15 protein-coding genes are annotated in these 17,532 nt (G+C 71.3%); 1 reads left to right on the forward strand and 14 read right to left on the reverse strand.

What is annotated here, in order from left to right:
* Positions 1 to 21 precede the first annotated feature (21 nt).
* The 3 genes from KDK95_RS00900 to KDK95_RS00910 are packed head-to-tail and all read right to left on the reverse strand — an operon-like array spanning position 22 to position 3,625.
* Positions 22 to 1,344, reverse strand: coding sequence for a M20/M25/M40 family metallo-hydrolase (locus KDK95_RS00900; RefSeq protein ID WP_212516007.1), 1,323 nt, complete (start codon positions 1,342 to 1,344; stop codon positions 22 to 24).
* On the reverse strand, positions 1,341 to 2,633 hold the full coding sequence (locus tag KDK95_RS00905; RefSeq protein ID WP_212516008.1) for a hypothetical protein: 1,293 nt from the start codon (positions 2,631 to 2,633) through the stop codon (positions 1,341 to 1,343). The genes KDK95_RS00900 and KDK95_RS00905 overlap by 4 nt, the downstream gene beginning before the upstream one ends.
* A 50-nt stretch (positions 2,634 to 2,683) precedes the next feature.
* Positions 2,684 to 3,625: a bifunctional riboflavin kinase/FAD synthetase gene (locus tag KDK95_RS00910; protein WP_212516149.1), complete on the reverse strand. Its 942-nt coding sequence runs from the start codon at positions 3,623 to 3,625 to the stop codon at positions 2,684 to 2,686.
* Between the two features lie 122 nt (positions 3,626 to 3,747).
* On the opposite strand from KDK95_RS00910, the gene KDK95_RS00915 reads away from it, so the two are divergent.
* Positions 3,748 to 4,455, forward strand: a complete 708-nt coding sequence (locus tag KDK95_RS00915; RefSeq protein ID WP_212516009.1) for a hypothetical protein — start codon at positions 3,748 to 3,750, stop codon at positions 4,453 to 4,455.
* A 119-nt stretch (positions 4,456 to 4,574) separates the two neighbouring features.
* On the opposite strand, the gene truB is transcribed toward KDK95_RS00915, so the two are convergent.
* From truB to KDK95_RS00970, 11 genes are all read right to left on the reverse strand, one after another.
* Complete coding sequence (gene truB / locus KDK95_RS00920; RefSeq protein WP_212516010.1) at positions 4,575 to 5,513, reverse strand: tRNA pseudouridine(55) synthase TruB; 939 nt, start codon at positions 5,511 to 5,513, stop codon at positions 4,575 to 4,577.
* A complete protein-coding gene (gene rbfA / locus KDK95_RS00925) occupies positions 5,510 to 5,965 on the reverse strand; it encodes a 30S ribosome-binding factor RbfA (protein ID WP_212516011.1) in 456 nt (151 codons plus the stop codon). The genes truB and rbfA overlap by 4 nt, the downstream gene beginning before the upstream one ends.
* Positions 5,966 to 5,980: 15 nt before the next feature.
* Positions 5,981 to 6,277: a DUF503 domain-containing protein gene (locus tag KDK95_RS00930; protein ID WP_212516150.1), complete on the reverse strand. Its 297-nt coding sequence runs from the start codon at positions 6,275 to 6,277 to the stop codon at positions 5,981 to 5,983.
* 148 nt (positions 6,278 to 6,425) lie between these two features.
* Complete coding sequence (infB, locus tag KDK95_RS36615) at positions 6,426 to 9,464, reverse strand: translation initiation factor IF-2 (protein WP_212516012.1); 3,039 nt, start codon at positions 9,462 to 9,464, stop codon at positions 6,426 to 6,428.
* A 185-nt stretch (positions 9,465 to 9,649) separates the two neighbouring features.
* Positions 9,650 to 10,066: a YlxR family protein gene (locus KDK95_RS00940; protein ID WP_372463242.1), complete on the reverse strand. Its 417-nt coding sequence runs from the start codon at positions 10,064 to 10,066 to the stop codon at positions 9,650 to 9,652.
* A 35-nt stretch (positions 10,067 to 10,101) separates the two neighbouring features.
* Positions 10,102 to 11,094, reverse strand: a complete 993-nt coding sequence (gene nusA, locus KDK95_RS00945; protein ID WP_212516013.1) for a transcription termination factor NusA — start codon at positions 11,092 to 11,094, stop codon at positions 10,102 to 10,104.
* 7 nt (positions 11,095 to 11,101) lie between these two features.
* Positions 11,102 to 11,704 carry a ribosome maturation factor RimP gene (gene rimP, locus KDK95_RS00950; RefSeq protein WP_212516014.1) on the reverse strand — a complete coding sequence of 201 codons (603 nt, stop codon included), beginning with the start codon at positions 11,702 to 11,704 and terminating at the stop codon, positions 11,102 to 11,104.
* A gap of 136 nt (positions 11,705 to 11,840) precedes the next feature.
* Complete coding sequence (locus tag KDK95_RS00955; protein ID WP_212516015.1) at positions 11,841 to 13,580, reverse strand: proline--tRNA ligase; 1,740 nt, start codon at positions 13,578 to 13,580, stop codon at positions 11,841 to 11,843.
* 90 nt (positions 13,581 to 13,670) lie between these two features.
* Positions 13,671 to 14,531: a GNAT family N-acetyltransferase gene (locus KDK95_RS00960; RefSeq protein ID WP_249160002.1), complete on the reverse strand. Its 861-nt coding sequence runs from the start codon at positions 14,529 to 14,531 to the stop codon at positions 13,671 to 13,673.
* A gap of 213 nt (positions 14,532 to 14,744) precedes the next feature.
* Positions 14,745 to 15,899, reverse strand: a complete 1,155-nt coding sequence (gene ispG / locus KDK95_RS00965; RefSeq protein WP_212516017.1) for a flavodoxin-dependent (E)-4-hydroxy-3-methylbut-2-enyl-diphosphate synthase — start codon at positions 15,897 to 15,899, stop codon at positions 14,745 to 14,747.
* A 301-nt stretch (positions 15,900 to 16,200) separates the two neighbouring features.
* A complete protein-coding gene (locus KDK95_RS00970) occupies positions 16,201 to 17,406 on the reverse strand; it encodes a M50 family metallopeptidase (RefSeq protein ID WP_212516018.1) in 1,206 nt (401 codons plus the stop codon).
* Positions 17,407 to 17,532: the final 126 nt, after the last annotated feature.

A 17,532-nucleotide genomic window follows, 5' to 3' on the forward strand; every position in this document is an offset into this window, starting at 1 on the left:
TCTCCGGTCCCCCGACCGGTTCTACGCGGCCATCAGGAACCTGTCGAGCACCCGGGCGCCGAAGTCGAGCGCCGAGACCGGGACGCGCTCGTCGACGCCGTGGAACATGGCGGCGAAGTCCAGGTCGGGCGTCAGGCGCAGCGGGACGAATCCGTAGCCTGTCATGCCGAGCGAGGCGAAGGTCTTGTTGTCGGTGCCGGCGGACAGGCAGTAGGGCACCGTGCGCGCGGCCGGGTCCTCGGCCTGGAGGGCGGCGAGCATCGTCTCGACCAGCGGCGTGCCGAAGGGCGACTCGACGCTGCGGTCGAGGTGGATGTTCTCGCGGGTCACGCCCGGGCCGGCCAGCTCGTCGATGGCCGCCAGGAACTCGTCCTGGCCGCCGGGCAGGAAGCGGCCGTCGATCACGGCCGAGGCGCGCTCGGGGATGACGTTCGACTTGTATCCGGCCTCGAGCATCGTCGGGTTCGCGGTGTGCCGCAGCGTGGCGCCGATGAAGCGGGCGAGCGGGCCGAGCTGGGCCACCGCCGCCTCCGGCTGCTTCGGGTCGAACTCGATGCCCATCGCCTCGCAGACCTCGGTCAAGAAGTCCCGCACGGTCGGGGTGAGGGTGACCGGGAACTCGTGCGCGCCGATCCGGGCCACGGCCTGGGCCACCCGGGTCACCGCGTTGTCCGTGTTCAGCATCGAGCCGTGGCCGGCCTGGCCGCGCGCGTGCAGGCGCATCCAGGCGAGGCCCTTCTGCGCGGTCTCGATCAGGTAGAGGCGCAGCTCGGGATTGATCTCGTAGGAGTAGCCGCCGACCTCGCTGATCGCCTCGGTGCAGCCCTCGAACAGCTCCGGGTGCTTGTCGGCGAGGAACTTCGCGCCGTAGTTGCCGCCCGCCTCCTCGTCCGCGAGGAACGCCAGCACGATGTCGCGGCGCGGGCGGCGGCCCTCGCGCAGCATCCGGCGCACGACGGCGAGCGTCATCGCGTCCATGTCCTTCATGTCCACGGCGCCGCGGCCCCAGACCAGGCCGTCCTTCACCTCGCCCGCGAACGGGTGCACGCTCCAGTCCGCCGGATCCGCCGGGACGACGTCGAGGTGGCCGTGCACGAGCAGCGCGTCGGCCGAGGAGCCGCTGCCCTCGAGGCGGGCGACGACCGAGGCGCGGCCCTGGTCCGACTCGAAGATCCGCGGTTCGAGGCCGGCCTCGGCGAGCTTCTCCGCGACGTACTCGGCGGCCGGGCGCTCCGGTTTGACCGGGTTCGAGGTGTCGATCCGGATGAGGTCGGTCAGGAAGCCGACCACCTCTCCGTACTCGGTCTCGTGCTCGTCGGTGGCCGGGGTCGCGGAGTCGCTCATGGCTCCAGCCTAGACGGCGCCGCGTGCCGGTGCTGATGGGGCAGCTCGCGCAACTCGTGCTCCAGCGCGTGCGCGTGCTGCAGCAGCACGCCGGACGCGCTCAGCTCCTCGGGGTCGCCGGCGTGCCGTCCCTCGTAAAGCGCCAGGTAGACGCGGCGGACCTGGATCGCGGTCTCCAGCTCCCGGTTCATCCGGTCGTAGAACTGCTCCTTGTACGCCTCGTCGGTCATCGAGGAGATGGCGAAGAAGAACGCGGAGACCGCGGCGAGGAACAGCGAGACCTGCCAGAGCCGCGCGTCGACGGAGAAGTGCAGGTAGTCCTGCAGCTTGTGGTTGAACAGGTAGGCCGGATCGGTGAAGTCCTCGGTGTGGCCGGTCCAGTCGTTGATCAGCTTGTCGGTGAGCGCGGCCTTGCCGAAGCCGAGGAAGAACACGAACACCAGCACGCCGAGCAGCAGCACCTGCAGCATCTGGCCGATGAACAGCACCAGCAGCACGTTGAGCCGCTGCGAGCGGGACAGCGGCAGCTCGCCCTCGTGCAGCACGACGCGCTCGACGACGGTCTCCATCGGCGTCTTGCGGCAGGCCTCGATGATGGTCGTCCGGTCGTCGTGCGCGGCGACCCTGGCCACCTCGTCGGGCAGCCGGTAGAACAGGAACAGGACTGTGAACACGGCGAACAGCCCGACCACGCCCCAGATCCGGTGCTTGGACATCTCGCCGCTGAACTCCCACACGTCCTTGCTGATGAACAGGAAGCTGTTGAACAGGAACAGCAGCGGCAGCGCCCGCGCGGCCAGGTCGAACACCTCGCCGAGCTCCTGGAACGTGCGCCGGAACGCCCAGCGCGCCAGCGGGAAGAGGGCCGAGGCGACCAGCAGGATCAGCAGCACGACGACCACGTCCACGCCGAGGTCGACCAGCGCGACCTTCGGCTTGCGCCGGGTGGCGAGGTCCACGATCGGCGGGATCAGCACGAAGCCGCCGAACTCGATCCAGCTGATCCGGCTCGGCAGGCCGACCACGCGCTCGCCCTTGACCCGGTTGCGCAGCATGTACAGCAGCGCCAGCAGCGCGATGCCGAGGGCCGCGCCGCCGACCCGCTGCCAGAGCGTGAGCCGCAGCGAGAGCACGACCATCAGGTTGATGACGAAGTAGCCGAGCAGCAGCGGCAGCGCGGGCGTGAAGACGTCCTCGGTCGCCCTCCGGTCCTCGATGAAGTACGGCAGGCCGCGCCGCACGAACCAGGTCTCGGCGCTCTCCAACAGCTGGTCATCGTTCTCGGCCACGCCGACTGCCCCCGATTGGGTTCTGGTTCCTCCGATGGTCGGAGGGCAGTCTACCCAGCGTTCAGCAGAACTCTGACCTTCGCGACGTCCTGGTTCATCCGCTCGACGAGCTCGTCGATCCCGGCGAAGCGCTCCTGGCCGCGCACCCGGGCCACGAACTCCACCGCGACGTGCTGGTCGTAGATGTCGAGGTCGGTGCGGTCCAGCGCGTACGCCTCGACGGTGCGGTGCTCGCCGTCGAACTGCGGGTTGGTGCCCACCGAGATCGCCGCGGGCAGCCGCTCGCCGTCCACGACGAGCCAGCCCGCGTACACGCCGTCGGCCGGGATCGCGGTGTACTGCGGCGTCTCCACGTTCGCGGTCGGGAAGCCGAGCTCGCGGCCCCGCTTGGCGCCGTGCACGACCGGCCCCTCGACCCGGTGCGGCCGGTCGAGGCGCAGCGCCGCGGTCTCCACGTCGCCCGCGAGCACCATCCGGCGCACGTCGGTGGACGAGAAGCGCGACTCCTCGCCCTCCTCCGGGGCGGCCAGCGCGATGCCCTCGACGGTGAATCCGTGCTCCGCGCCGAGCTCGGCGAGCACCGCGACGTTCCCGGCGGCCCGGTGCCCGAAGCGGAAGTTCTCGCCCACCACGACGCCGACCACGTGCAGCCGGTCGACCAGGACGCTCTGCACGAACTCGGCCGGCGACTCCTTCGAGAGCGCCGGAGTGAACGGCAGCACGAGCACCGCGTCCACGCCGAGCGAGGCCATCAGATCGGACCGGTACGCGGGCGTCGTCAGCAGCGCCGGGTGCGTCCCGGGCCGCACGACCTCGCTCGGGTGCGGGTCGAAGGTCAGCGCGACCGCCCGCACTCCGCGCTCCCGCGCCTGCTCCACGGCGCGGCGCACGACCCGGCGGTGGCCGTGGTGCACCCCGTCGAAGAAGCCGATGGTGACCACCGAGGGCCCCCAGTCCGCGGGCACCTCGTCCAGGCCGCGCCAACGCTGCATCGATTCCCGCTCTACGCTCACAGACCAAGGGTGCCAGATCTTCGGTGCCGATCCCTACTCGCGGGTGGCGTCGCGGCCTTAACATGAACAGCGTTTCGCCTGACGAGGAGGGGATTTCCCGCATGTCCTACCAGCCCCCGGGTCCGTACCCGCAGTACCCGCAGCACCCCGGCGGGGCCGTGATGCCGGACAACCGGCCGCCGCTGCCGCAGACGGTGCTGCGTGCGCACTACTGCATGCTGGCCGGCGCAGCGCTCGCCGTGGTCAGCGCGGGGATCACCGTCGCCCAGTCGGGCACGATCAAGGCGCAGCTGAACACCGACCTGACGAACGCGGGCAGCAGTTCCAGCGCCAGCATCGCCAGCACCGCCGGCACCTTCGTCATCGTCGCGGCGTGCTTCTTCGCCGCGATCGAGGTCGGCCTGTGGATCTGGATGGCCTACGCGACGAAGGCCGGGAAGAACTGGGCGCGCATCCTGAGCACGGTCTTCTTCGGGCTCGAGGCGACCGGCTCGCTCGTCGGCGGGGCGAGCTATCTCGCGACGTCCTCGGACGGCACGACGAGCTCGAGCGCGGCCTACTCCGGTTCGAGCACCGGAGCCGGCGAGATCGTCGGCCTGCTCACGTTCCTGGTCGGGCTCGCGGCGATCATCCTGCTCTGGAACAAGGCCTCCGGGCCCTACTTCAAGGCGCCGGCGGCTTACTACCCGGTGCCCTACGGCTATCCGGGCGGCCCGGTGCCGTACACGTACCCCGTGATGCCGCAGCAGCCCGGCGCGGCCCCGCAGCAGCAGCCCGCCGACCCGTGGGCCACACCGCCGAACGGCTGATCACGGCGACCGCGACGACCGCGGCAACTGCGGAAACCGTGGGAACAGCAATGAAAGCGCCCCTCGACCGAGGGGCGCTTTCTTCTCATACGAGTACGACTCTCATTCGAATACGACTCTCATACGAATACGGCGATCGGCTTACAGCGCCGACCCTGCTCCTCGACCAGCGCGAGGAAGGTGCCGTCCGGGGCGAAGACCGCGATCGGGCCGGGGCCCAGGCCCCGCGCGGGCAGCGGGCCGCCGTGCGCGATCGCCTTCGCCTGATCCTCGTCCGCGTCGTAGCGCGGGAAAGCGGCGCCAGCCGCCTGCGCGATCGGCAGCACCGGGACCTGCTCGCCGGCGTCCACGAGGGCCATCAGGTCGGTCAGCGACTCCGCCTCGGCGAGCGTGTACGGGCCCACCCTGGTGCGCCGCAGGGCCGTGAGATGGCCGCCGACGCCGAGTCCCTCGCCGAGATCGCGGGCCAGCGCCCGGATGTAGGTCCCGCTGGAGCACACGACCCGGACGTCGAGATCGATCAGGCCGCCGGCCTGCGTCCGCCGGATCTCGCGCAGTTCGAACTCGAAGATCGTGATCGGGCGCGGCTGCAGCTTGACCTCGTCCCCCGAACGGACCCGCGCGTACGAGCGCACGCCGTCCACCTTGATAGCCGAGACCGCCGAGGGCACCTGCATGATCTCGCCGGTCAGCGCCGCGATGCCGGCCGCGATCGCCTCGTCGGCCACGGCGGCGACGCGCTCGGCGGCCGCCTGCTCGGTGACCTCGCCCTCGGCGTCGTCCGTGATGGTGGCCTGGCCGAGCCGGACGGTCGCCTCGTACTCCTTCCGGGTCAGCGCGAGGTGGCCGAGCAGCCGGGTGGCCCGCTCGACCCCGAGCACCAGCACGCCGGTGGCCATCGGATCCAGCGTCCCCGCGTGCCCGACCCGGCGGGTGCCGACCAGCCGGCGCATCTTGCCGACCACGTCGTGCGAGGTCCAGCCCTGGGGTTTGTCCACAATGACGAGACCGTCCGGCGGCGCCGGACGGTCCGCATAGGCCTTGGGACGACGGCTCAACTCTCGTCCTCGTCTACCTCGTCCTCGTCATCGGCGCGCGGCGCCCTGTACGGGTCGGCCTCGCCGGCGAAGGCCTTGCCCTCGGCGATCTCGCGCACCCGGGCGTCCTCGGCGGCGGCCTTCGCGAGCAGGTCGTCGATCTGCTTCGCGCCCTCCGGCACCGCGTCCAGGATGAACGTCAGGCTCGGCGTGAACTTCACGCCCGTCTGCCGGCCGACCTCGCTGCGCAGGATGCCCTTCGCCGACTCCAGCGCCGCCGCGGTGGCCGCGCGCTCCTCCTCGTCGCCGAAGACCGTGTAGAAGACCGTGGCCTCCCGCAGGTCGCCGGTGATCCGGGTGTCGGTGATCGTGACGAACCCCAGACGCGGATCCTTGATCCTGGTCTTCAGCGTCTCCGCGACCACCACCTTGATCCGGTCGGCGAGCTTCGCCGAACGCGTGCTGTTCGCCATGGTCCGCTCCTTCGTTCACTCGTCCTCGTCGCTGCGGACGCGGCGGCGCACCGAGAGCACTTCCAGCTCCGGCCGCCAGGCCACCGTGCCCTCGCAGTCATCCAACAGCTCTACCACCCGCGCGTGGGTGCCCGCCACGACAGCCACGCCGAGCACGGCGCGCCGGTGCAGGTCCTGCAGCGCGACCTCGGCCGCGCCCACCCCGGCACGCCGGTTGAGCTCGGCCAGGACCGGCCTGATCAGAGCCCGCTTCTCCTTGAGCGAGTGCACCTCACCCAACAGTACGTCGATCCTCAGCGTTCCGGAGAACATGCCGTCCTCGGCCATAGCGCATCAAGGCTTTGACCCAGCCAGGGGGTATCCGCGGGGATTTTCAAAGCCCTTACGGGCCCGGTGCACGAGGTTCGCACACCGGGCCCGCTCGGACCAAGGGAATTACCTACCGCTCACCGCCGTCGCGTCAGACGCGCGGCTTCTCCCGCATCTCGTACGTCTCGATCGTGTCGCCGATCTGGATGTTGTTGTACGAGCCGAGGCCGATACCGCACTCGAAGCCCTCGCGGACCTCGGTGGCGTCGTCCTTGAAGCGGCGCAGCGAGTCGATCGCCAGGTTCTCCGTCAGCAGCACGCCGTCCCGGATCACCCGGGCCTTGCTGTTGCGGCGGATGGTGCCCGAGCGCACCAGGCAGCCCGCGATGTTGCCGAACTTGGAGGAGCGGAAGACCTCGCGGATCTCCGCGGTGCCGAGCTGCACCTCCTCGTACTCCGGCTTGAGCATGCCCTTGAGCGCCGCCTCCATCTCCTCGATCGCCTGGTAGATGACCGAGTAGTAGCGGATCTCGATGCCCTCGCGGTCGGCCTTCGTCCGCGCGCGGCCGTCGGCCCGCACGTTGAAGCCGATGATGATCGTGTCGCTGGTCAGGGCCAGGTCCACGTCGGACTCGGTGATCGCGCCGACGCCGCGGTGAATGATCCGCAGGTCGACCTCCTCGCCGACGTCCAGCTTGAGCAGCGCGTCCTCCAGGGCCTCGACCGAGCCGGACACGTCGCCCTTGATGATGAGGTTGAGCTGCTGGATGTCGCCCGACTTGAGGGCCTTGTCCAGGTCCTCCAGCGAGACGCGCACCCGGCGCCGCGAGAGCAGCGCGTTGCGCTCCCGGGCCGCACGGCGCTCGGCGATCTGCCGGGCGACGCGGTCCTCCTCGACCACCAGGAAGGTGTCGCCGGCCCCGGGCACCGAGGTCAGGCCGAGCACCTGCACCGGACGGGACGGGTCGGCCTCCTCCACGTTGGCGCCGTTCTCGTCGAGCATGGCCCGGACGCGGCCGTGCGCGTCGCCGACGACCATCGTGTCGCCCACGCGCAGCGTGCCGCGCTGGACCAGCACCGTCGCCACGGCACCGCGGCCGCGGTCCAGGTGGGCCTCGATCGCGACGCCCTCCGCGTTCTGGTGCGGGTTCGCCTTCAGATCCAGCGCCGCGTCCGCGGTCAGCACGACCGCCTCGAGCAGCTCCTGGATGCCGATGTTCTCCCGCGCGGAGATGTCGACGAACATGGTGTCGCCGCCGAAGTCCTCCGCCACCAGGCCGTACTCGGTGAGCTGGCCGCGGACCTTCATCGGGTCCGCGCCTTCCTTGTCGATCTTGTTCACCGCGACCACGATCGGCACGTCGGCCGCCTTGGCGTGGTTGAGCGCCTCGATCGTCTGCGGCTTCACGCCGTCGTCCGCCGCGACCACCAGCACCGCGATGTCGGTCACCTTGGCACCGCGGGCACGCATGGCGGTGAACGCCTCGTGGCCCGGGGTGTCGATGAAGGTGATCCGCCGCTCCACGTCGCCGACCTCGGCCGTGACCTGGTAGGCGCCGATGTGCTGGGTGATGCCGCCGGCCTCGCCCGCCACGACGTTCGCCTTGCGGATCGCGTCCAGCAGGCGGGTCTTACCGTGGTCGACGTGGCCCATGACGGTGACCACCGGCGGACGCGGCGCGAGGTCGTCCTCGCCGCCCTCGTTGTCGCCGAAGTCGATGTCGAAGGACTCGAGCAGCTCGCGGTCCTCCTCCTCGGGCGAGACGATCTGGATCTCGAAGCCGATCTCGGAGCCGATCAGCTGCAGGATCTCCTCGTTGACCGACTGGGTCGCGGTGACCATCTCGCCGATCGCGAAGGCGGCCTGCACCAGCGCGGCCGGGTTGGCGCCGATCTTCTCGCCGAGGTCCATCAGGGACGAACCGCGGGTGAGACGGACGACCTGCCCGTTGCCGCGCGGCAGCATCGCGCCGCCGATGGACGGCGCCTGCATGTTGTCGAACTCTTGCCTGCGCTGCTTCTTCGACTTGCGCCCGCGGGCCGGGCCGCGGCCGCCGGGACGGCCGAACGCGCCCTGGGTGCCGGCGCCGCGGCCACCGCGGCCACCGCCGCCGCCACCGCCGGGACGGCCGGCGAAGCCGCCGCCACCGCCGCCGGGGGCACCGCCGCCGCCGGGACCGCCGCCGAAGCCGCCGGGCCGCGGGCCGAAGCCCGCGCCGGGACCGGGACGGGGGCCGCCGCCGGGACGCGGGGCGCCGCCGGCCGGACGCGGTCCGCCGGGAGCGCCGGCACCGCGGCCACCGCCGCCGCCGGGACCCGGACGCGGTCCGCCGGGACCGCTCGGACGGCCGCCGCGGTCGCCCTGGGCGGGGCCGGGACGGTTGGGCATCATGCCCGGGTTCGGGCGCGGGCCGCCGCCGGGACGCGGCGCGGCCGGACGCGGGGGCATGCCCGGACGCGGCGCGCCGGGCACGGCGCCCTCGCCGCGGGCCGGGCCTCCCTCGCCGCGGTGCTGCTCGGCACCGGGACGCGGGCCGGCCGGACGCGGCGCCTGCGGGCGCGGCATGCCGGTCGAGCCCGAGGTGAACGGGTTGTTGCCGGGACGCGGTCCCTGCGGACGCTGGCCGCCGCCGGGGCGCTGGCCCTGGCCGCCGGGGCGCGGGGCGCCCTGCTGGCCGCGGTCGCGCTCGCCGCCGGGGCGCGGACCCTGGCCGCGGTCCCGGTCGCCGCCGGGGCGCTGGCCCTGGCCGCCGGAACGCGGGGCCGGCTCGGCGGCCGCCGGACGCGGGGCCGGCTTGGGGCCGGGCGTCGGACGGTTCAGCGCGGGCGCCGCCGGGGCGCCGGTCGCGGGGGCCGCCGCCGGGGCTTCCGCCTGGAACTGCGCGGGCTGCGGGGCCGCAGCCGGACGCGGCGCGGGACCCGGCTTGGGCGCGGGACCCGGCTTCGGGCCGCCGTTGGCGGCGGCCGGACGGGGCTGCGGGGTCGGCCTGGGCGCGGAAGACCGCGCCGGGGCGGCGGAGCCGCCCTTGCCCTCGGCCGCGAGGGCATCTCTCAGCTTGCGCTCGACGGGCGCCTCGATCGTCGAGGACGCCGAACGGACGAACTCACCGAGGTCTTGGAGCTTGGCCATGACGACCTTGCTCTCAACACCCAAATCCTTGGCGAGCTCATAGACCCGGACCTTGGCCACTTCACTCCTTCTTCGGCCCGCGTCTTATCGTCCGCGCGACCGTCGCTGTCACTTCATGGGCGTGCTCATCGCTGTGTGCTCATCGCGTGCTCATGATGTTTCTCTACCTGCTTCCGCCTGATTCGCCGTTCCCGCCGGACCCCGTTCGGTGCCCTGGACCTGCGTGCTCACCTCGCAAGACTGCCTCAGTCGCCCTGCGCGCGCACCCCGAGGGCGGCGCGCAGCGGCTCGAGGTCCAGCGGGCCCGTCCTGCGCAGTGCGCGCGTGAAGGCCCGCCTCCTCTCCGCCAGAGCGAGGCAGTCGGTCCGCGGATGCACGTAGGCGCCGCGTCCCGGGAGGCGCCGCCGCGGATCGGGCCGGACGCTCTCCACGCCCGACTCCGCCGTCACCGCGACGACACGGAGCAACAGGTCCTGCGCACCCCGTTCACGGCATCCGACGCACGTACGCGTCGGGACGCCGCGGACTTTCGAGATTTCCGGCAGGCCAGTCACGCAGTATTGTAGCTTTCGCAGGCCCGCTGGCGCGAACTGCTGCGGTGGCCTGGGCTCGGGCTCCGAGACAGTAGTACGGATGGCTCTCCTCGGTGGGGGCTTACTCACTGCCTCTGGGTCCTCGTCGCTTCTCTCGCGCCGCCTTACTTCTCTTCCTGGACGTCCGAGCGGATGTCGATCCGCCAACCCGTCAGGCGCGCCGCGAGGCGGGCGTTCTGCCCCTCCTTGCCGATGGCCAGCGACAGCTGGTAGTCCGGCACGATGACCTGTGCGGACCGGTTCTCCAGGTCGAGGATCTTGACCTTGGAGACCTTCGCCGGGGAGAGCGCGGAGGCGACCAGCTTCTCCGGGTCGTCCGACCAGTCCACGATGTCGATCTTCTCGCCGTGCAGCTCGGTCATCACGTTGCGCACGCGCGCGCCGACCGGGCCGATGCACGCGCCCTTGGCGTTCACCCCCGGCTTGCGCGAGCGCACCGCCATCTTGGTGCGGTGCCCGGCCTCGCGGGCCAGCGCCGCGATCTCCACCGTGCCGTCGGCGACCTCGGGCACCTCCAGCGCGAACAGCTTGCGCACCAGGTTCGGGTGGCTGCGCGAGAGGATCACCGCGGGCCCGCGCGGCGTGCGCCGCACCTGCACGACCAGGCACTTGATCCGCAGCCCGTGGCTGTACTGCTCGCCGGGCACCTGCTCCGGGGTCGGCAGCATCGCCTCGAAGCGCTCCTGCTTGCCCGAGTCGATCTCGATCAGCACGTGCCGCGGGTCGTCGCTCTGCTGCACCCGGCCGGAGACCAGGTCGCCCTCGCGCGCCGCGAAGTCCTTGAAGACGGCCTCGTCGGCGGCCTCGCGCAGCTTCTGCGCGATCACCTGCCGGGCGGTGGCCGCCGCGATCCGGCCGAAGCCGCTCGGGGTGTCGTCGAACTCGAGCCCGACCGGGGCGCCGGCCTCGTCGGTCTCCTTGACGAACACGGTCACGTGGCCGCTCTTGCGGTCAAGCTCCACCCGCGCGCCGGGCCGGGCGCCCTCGGTGTGCTCGTACGCGTGCAGCAGCGCCTGCTCGATGGCCCCGTACAACAGGTCGAGCGAGATCTCCCGATCCTGCGCGAGATCGCGCAGCATCCTCATATCGATGTCCATCGGTTCCTCAGCTCTGCTCGTCCTCGTCGTCGTCGACCCCGTCGTCGCCGCCCTCGGTGGCGGCTCCGTCGACATCGCCCTCGGCGACGTCCTCTTCGTCCAAATCGTCCTTCGCCCCCGGACGGTTGAACTCCACCTGCACCTTGCCGCGGCCCAGCTCCCCGAACGCGAGCCGGCGCCGTTCCCCGGCGGTCCCCGGCTTCTTCCCGGGCAGCTCCAGCGTCACGCCCTCGTCGTCGACCTCGACGATCCGCCCGGTCAGCTCGCCGCCCGCGGCGAGCTGAACCTGCACCAGACGCCCGGCCGCGCGCCGCCAGTGCCGCGGGAGTGTCAGCGGCCTGCCGACGCCCGGGGAGCTGACTTCGAGGTCGTACGGCTCCTCGCCCATCACGTTCGTCTCGTCCAGCGCGGCCGAGACGGCCTGGCTCACCTCGGCGATGTCGTCCAGGCTGATCCCGCCGTCGCCGTCCACGACGACCTGCAGCAGCTGCCGCGAGCCTGCCCGCCTCGCGGTCACGTCCTCGAGGTCGTAGCCCAGCGCGGCCACGACCGGCTCGAGCTGTGCGCGGAGCTTGGCCCCGTCGAGTCTGGCGCGGGCGGCGGGGCTCATCGGAAAGGCTCCTCGGCTGTACTCGGTCTGATCTCCCGCGACGCGGAAGCACGGCGGGCGGAACCGCGAGTTCCGCACCCTATCAGGGTAGTCGCTCGCGGCCCGCCCGAAAGCCTTGCCGAGCCGCTCAGACGGGTTAGACCGCCAGGGCCGCCACGGCCTCGCCGAGCGGCACGTCCCGCTTCTCGCCGGTCGCCCGGTCCTGCACCTCGATGACGCCCTCGGCCAGCCCCTTGCCGACCACGGCGACCGTCGGCACGCCGATGAGCTCGGCGTCCTTGAGCTTCACGCCCGGGGAGACCTTGCGCCGGTCGTCGAAGATGACCCGCACCCCGGCCGCGTCGAGCTCGGCGGCCAGATCCGCCGCGGCCTCGAAGACCGCGTCGTCCTTGCCGGTGGCGACCAGGTGCACGTCGGCCGGGGCGATCTCGCGCGGCCAGACGATGCCCCGCTCGTCGTAGGTCTGCTCCACGACGGCGGCCACCGCGCGCGAGACGCCGACGCCGTACGAGCCCATCGTCACCCGCACCGGCTTGCCCTCCGGGCCGAGCACGTCCAGCTGGAACGCGTCCGCGTACTTGCGGCCGAGCTGGAAGATGTGGCCGATCTCGATACCCCGATCGATGGACAGCGCGCCGCCGCACCGCGGGCAGGCGTCGCCGGCCCGCACCTCGGCGGCGCCGACGGTGCCCTCCGGCGTGAAGTCGCGGCCGCAGGTCACGTGCGCGGCGTGCTTGCCCGCCTCGTTGGCGCCGGTGATCCAGGACGAGCCCGGCACCACCAGCGGGTCCACCTTGTAGGTGTATCCGGCCTCTGCGAGGCCCTGCGGGCCGATGTAGCCGCGCACCAGCGCCGGGTGCTTCGCGAAGTCCTCGGCCTCGAACAGCTCGATCTCGGCCGGCGCGACGGCCGCCTCGAGCCGCTTCATGTCCACGTCCCGGTCGCCCGGCACGCCGACGATCAGCACCTCAGCGTCCTTCTTCCCCGGCACCCGCAGCTTCACGACCACGTTCTTGAGCGTGTTCGCGGCGGCGGTGTCCTCGAAGCCCTCGAAGCCGCGGAAGACCTCGACCAGGCTCTCGATGGTCGGGGTGTCCGGCGTGTCGTAGACCCGCGCGGCCGGCGTCGCCGAGGCGTCGATCTCGGCGCCCGGGCGCCCCTCGACGGCCTCCGTGTTCGCCGCGTAGTCGCAGTTGACGCACTGCACGAAGGTGTCCTCGCCGGTCGCCGCCGGGGCCAGGAACTCCTCGGAGGCCGAGCCGCCCATCGCGCCGGACATCGCCGAGACGATCCGGTAGTTCATCCCGAGCCGGGTGAAGATCCTGATGTAGGCCTCGCGGTGCAGCTCGTAGGAGCGCTTGAGGCCCTCGTCGTCCAGGTCGAAGGAGTACGAGTCCTTCATCAGGAACTCGCGGCCGCGCAGGATGCCCGCGCGCGGGCGCGCCTCGTCCCGGTACTTGTTCTGGATCTGGTAGAGGATCACCGGCAGGTCCTTGTAGGACGAGTACTCGCCCTTGACCATGAGGGTGAACATCTCCTCGTGCGTCGGGCCGAGCAGGTAGTCCCCGCCTTTGCGGTCCCGTAGCCGGAAGAGGTTCTCGCCGTACTCGGTCCACCGGCCGGTGGCCTCGTAGAACTCGCGCGGCAGCAGGGCCGGGAACTGCACCTCCTGGGCGCCGATCCGGTCCATCTCCTCCTTGACCACGCGGGCGATGTTGTCCAGCACGATCTTGCCCAGCGGCAGCCAGGAGTAGATGCCCGGGGCGACGCGGCGGACGTATCCGGCGCGCACCAGGAGCTTGTGGCTCGGCACCTCCGCGTCCGCCGGGTCGTCGCGAAGGGTGCGAAGGAACAGCGACGACATGCGCGTGACCACTGCGGGACTCCTCGATCGGCTTCTACTGAACGCTTGACAACCGAGGATATCCGTCTTCCGCGCGTACGCCGAACGCGTTACCGGAACGGATCAGAACAGGATGGAGGCGAACTCGGAGACCTCGCGGAAGCCGACCCGGTGGTAGGCGGCCCGCGCCGGGGCGTTGAAGTCGTTGACGTACAGCGTCACCAGCGGCGAGAAGTCGCGCAGCGCGTACTCGACCACGGCGGACATGCCGCCCTCGGAGACCCGCCGCCCGCGGTAGCGCGGGTTGACCCAGACGCCCTGGATCTGGCACGCCTCGGCGGTCACCGCGCCGATCTCGGCCTTGAACACGACCTCGCCGTTCTCGATCCAGGCGAACGCGCGGCCCGCCGCGATCAGCTCGGCCACCCGCTGCCGGTAGCCGTGCCCGCCGTCCGCGGCGACCGGCGAGACGCCGACCTCCTCGGTGAACATCGCGATGCAGGCCGGCATCAGCGCGTCGAGTTCGGCCGGGCGCACCGGCCGGATCCGGAAGTCGGGCGCGACGGTCGGCGAGGACTCGCGGATCGACATCACCGGCTGGCTGGCCCGGATCTCGCGCGGGGAGCCCCAGTGCGCGCCCAGGTAGCCCCACAGGTCGAGCACCGGCTCGCGCGGCCCGACGATCGAGGAGCAGCGCCGGCCCTGCTTGCGCGCCCGGTCGGCGAAGGCCCGCACGGACTCCGGCGTCGCGTTGACCGGCACCAGGTTGGCGCCGGAGAAGCACATCGAGCTGAGCCGGCCGCCGACGTGGAAGCCCCACAGCTCGCCGCCGAGCTGCCACGGATCGAGCCCGGACGCGGCGACCCGGGAGGCGATGAAGACGTTGTCGACCGGATCGCGGCCGAGCAGATCGAGGACCTCGCCGAGATCGGCCTGACCGAGCACGCGGGCGGCGGCGGACGGCGAGAGCAGCCGGGTCATCATGTTCACGCGGCGCTCACCCCCGCGCGGCGCGGCGCCGTTCGGACGGCGGCTGAGAAAGCGGCGCCGCGGCTTGCGCGGTCGCGGCACTGACGTGGCACACCACCACTGTAAGCCCTGCAGAGGGAGTTGTAATCGGGATCGTCCGCGCAGCGGACGGCCCCCGCGGCCGCGGCGGCCCCGGGGACCGGCTCCGGTCTCAACGCCTGTAGACGATCAGCCCGCCGAGACCTGCGGCTCGCCCTCGCCGAGATCGGCGCCGAGCTCCTCGGCCAGCCGCGCGGCCTCCTCGACGAGCGTCTCCACGATGCGCGCCTCGGGCACCGTCTTGATCACCTCGCCGCGCACGAAGATCTGTCCCTTGCCGTTTCCGGACGCGACGCCGAGGTCCGCCTCGCGCGCCTCGCCGGGGCCGTTGACGACGCAGCCCATGACGGCCACCCGCAGCGGCACGTCCAGGCCCTCCAGCGCCGCGCTGACCTGGTCGGCGAGGGTGTAGACGTCCACCTGGGCCCGGCCGCAGGAGGGGCAGGAGACGATCTCCAGGCCGCGCTTGCGCAGCCCGAGCGACTCCAGGATCTGGATGCCGACCTTGACCTCCTCGACCGGAGGCGCCGAGAGCGAGACCCGGATGGTGTCGCCGATGCCCTCCGCGAGCAGCGCGCCGAAGGCGACGGCCGACTTGATGGTGCCCTGGAAGGCCGGTCCGGCCTCGGTCACGCCGAGGTGCAGCGGGTAGTCGCACGCGGCGGCCAGCTGCCGGTAGGCCTGGATCATCACGACCGGGTCGTTGTGCTTGACCGAGATCTTGATGTCCCGGAAGTCGTGCTCCTCGAACAGCGAGCACTCCCACAGCGCGGACTCGACCAGCGCCTCCGGGGTGGCCTTGCCGTACTTCTCGTAGAGCCGCGGGTCGAGCGAGCCGGCGTTCACGCCGATCCGGATCGGGGTGCCGAGGTACTTCGCGCGCTTGGCGATCTCGCCGACCTGGTCGTCGAACTTGCGAATGTTGCCGGGGTTGACCCGGACCGCCGCGCAGCCCGCGTCGAGCGCGGCGAAGACGTACTTCGGCTGGAAGTGGATGTCCGCGATCACCGGGATCTGCGACTTCTTGGCGATCATCGGCAGCGCGTCCGCGTCGTCCTGCGAGGGGACGGCGACGCGCACGATCTGGCAGCCGGACGCCGTGAGCTGCGCGATCTGCTGCAGCGTGGCGTTCACGTCCGAGGTCAGGGTCGTGGTCATGGACTGAACGGAAACCGGGGCGTCCCCGCCCACCGGAACGCCGCCCACGTGGATCTGCCGGGAGACCCGGCGCGGAGCGAGCGGCTTGGCCGGAACGGACGGAGTGCCGAGTGCGACGGCGGTCATCTGTCGGGGTCTCCTGCGAGTCGTGACGATGCTGGGGTCGGCTAGGTCCTGCGGGGCTTACACCATGATTCTCACCGAGGCCGGGCCTGCTACCCCCTCCACGCTACGGTACGTCCCCCTCAGCGGTGGACACCGGTCGCCGAACGGCACCGGGTCTTCACCCGATCTTCACCACGTCAGCAATCCAATTAGCCCAAGCGGATCGGGTTGGTGACATCGGCTGCCACCAGGAGCACCACCGTGAGGCGTGAGGCAACGGTCTTCACCCGATGCTGTGACCTTCACCACGTCACCAATCCAATTAGCCCAAGCGGATCGGGTTGGTGACATCGGCTGCCACCAGGAGCACCGTGAGGCACACGAAGAACAACAGGAACCCGTAGGCGACCGGCATCATCTTGTTCAGGTCGACGCGGCCGGGATCCGGCCTGCGCAACAGCCGGCAGATCCGCTTGCGCGCCTCCTCGTAGAGCAGGATCGCGATGTGGCCGCCGTCCAGCGGGAGGATCGGCAGCAGGTTGAACACGCCGATGAAGACGTTGACCTCGGCCACCAGCAGCAGTACCGAGCCGAAGCCGCCCTGCTGGTAGAGCGTGCCGCTGACCTCGGCCATGCCGACGACGCCGACCGGGCTGCTGGTGGAGCGCTGCGTGTGGTCGACCGTCGAGGTGAACAGCTTGGGGATGGACGCCGGGATCGAGGCCAGTCCGGTGAAGGTGTCCTTGATCGAGGTCCAGAACTCGTCGCCGCTGGTCTTGACCGCGGCGATCGGATTCTGGTGCACGGTGGCCGAGCCGAGGCTGATGCCGATCAGGCTGCCCTTGCCGGTGCTGCCGTTGGTCTCAGTCACGCTGTTCGAGCTCACCGGGGTGACCGTCGCGGTGCGGGTCTTGCCGCTGGTGTCCGTGAAGGTGATGGTCGCCGGCTCGCCGCCGGGCAGCGCGTGCAGCGCGTCGACCAGGCTCGTCGCGTCGGTGACCTTCTTGCCGTTCACCTCGGTGATCTTGTCTCCGACCACGAGCCCGGCCGCGGCGGCCGGGGACTTCTCGGCGCCGGTGCAGCCGGTCGTTGCGCCGGCGTTGGTGCCGCTGGGAACCATGCAGGTGGCGATGGTGCCGACGCTCGTGGTGCTCTGCTGCGTGCCCCACGCCATCGGCACGAAGGCGAAGATGAACAGCGCGATCAGGAAGTGCATGAGGGAGCCGGCGGAGAGGGTCAGCAGCCGCTTGCGCGCGGGCTTGTTCTTCAGCGCCCGGTCCTCGTCTCCCGGCTCGATCTCGTCGAGATCGGTCATTCCGACGATCTTGACGTAGCCGCCCGCCGGGATCGCCTTGACGCCGTACTCCGTCTCGCCGCGCGTGAAGGACCACAGCCGCGGCCCGAAGCCGACGAAGAACTCCGTGACCTTGCCGCCGGACCAGCGCGCGCACCACATGTGCCCGGCTTCGTGCAGCACGATGGAGACCAGAAGAGCGAGCACGAACAACAGCGCGCCTACCACACCCACGCTCGACTACCCGCTTTCCATCGCTTGCCGCTCAGTCTCCCGCGCGCCGTCCATCCCATCGGATAGACGCATGGCGACGCGCGGAAAGTTCCCCCGCGCGTTCACCACACCGGGCCATCGCCTTAC

Source organism: Actinospica acidithermotolerans (assembly GCF_018139625.1).
GTDB classification, from domain to species: Bacteria; Actinomycetota; Actinomycetes; order Streptomycetales; family Catenulisporaceae; genus Actinospica; species Actinospica acidithermotolerans.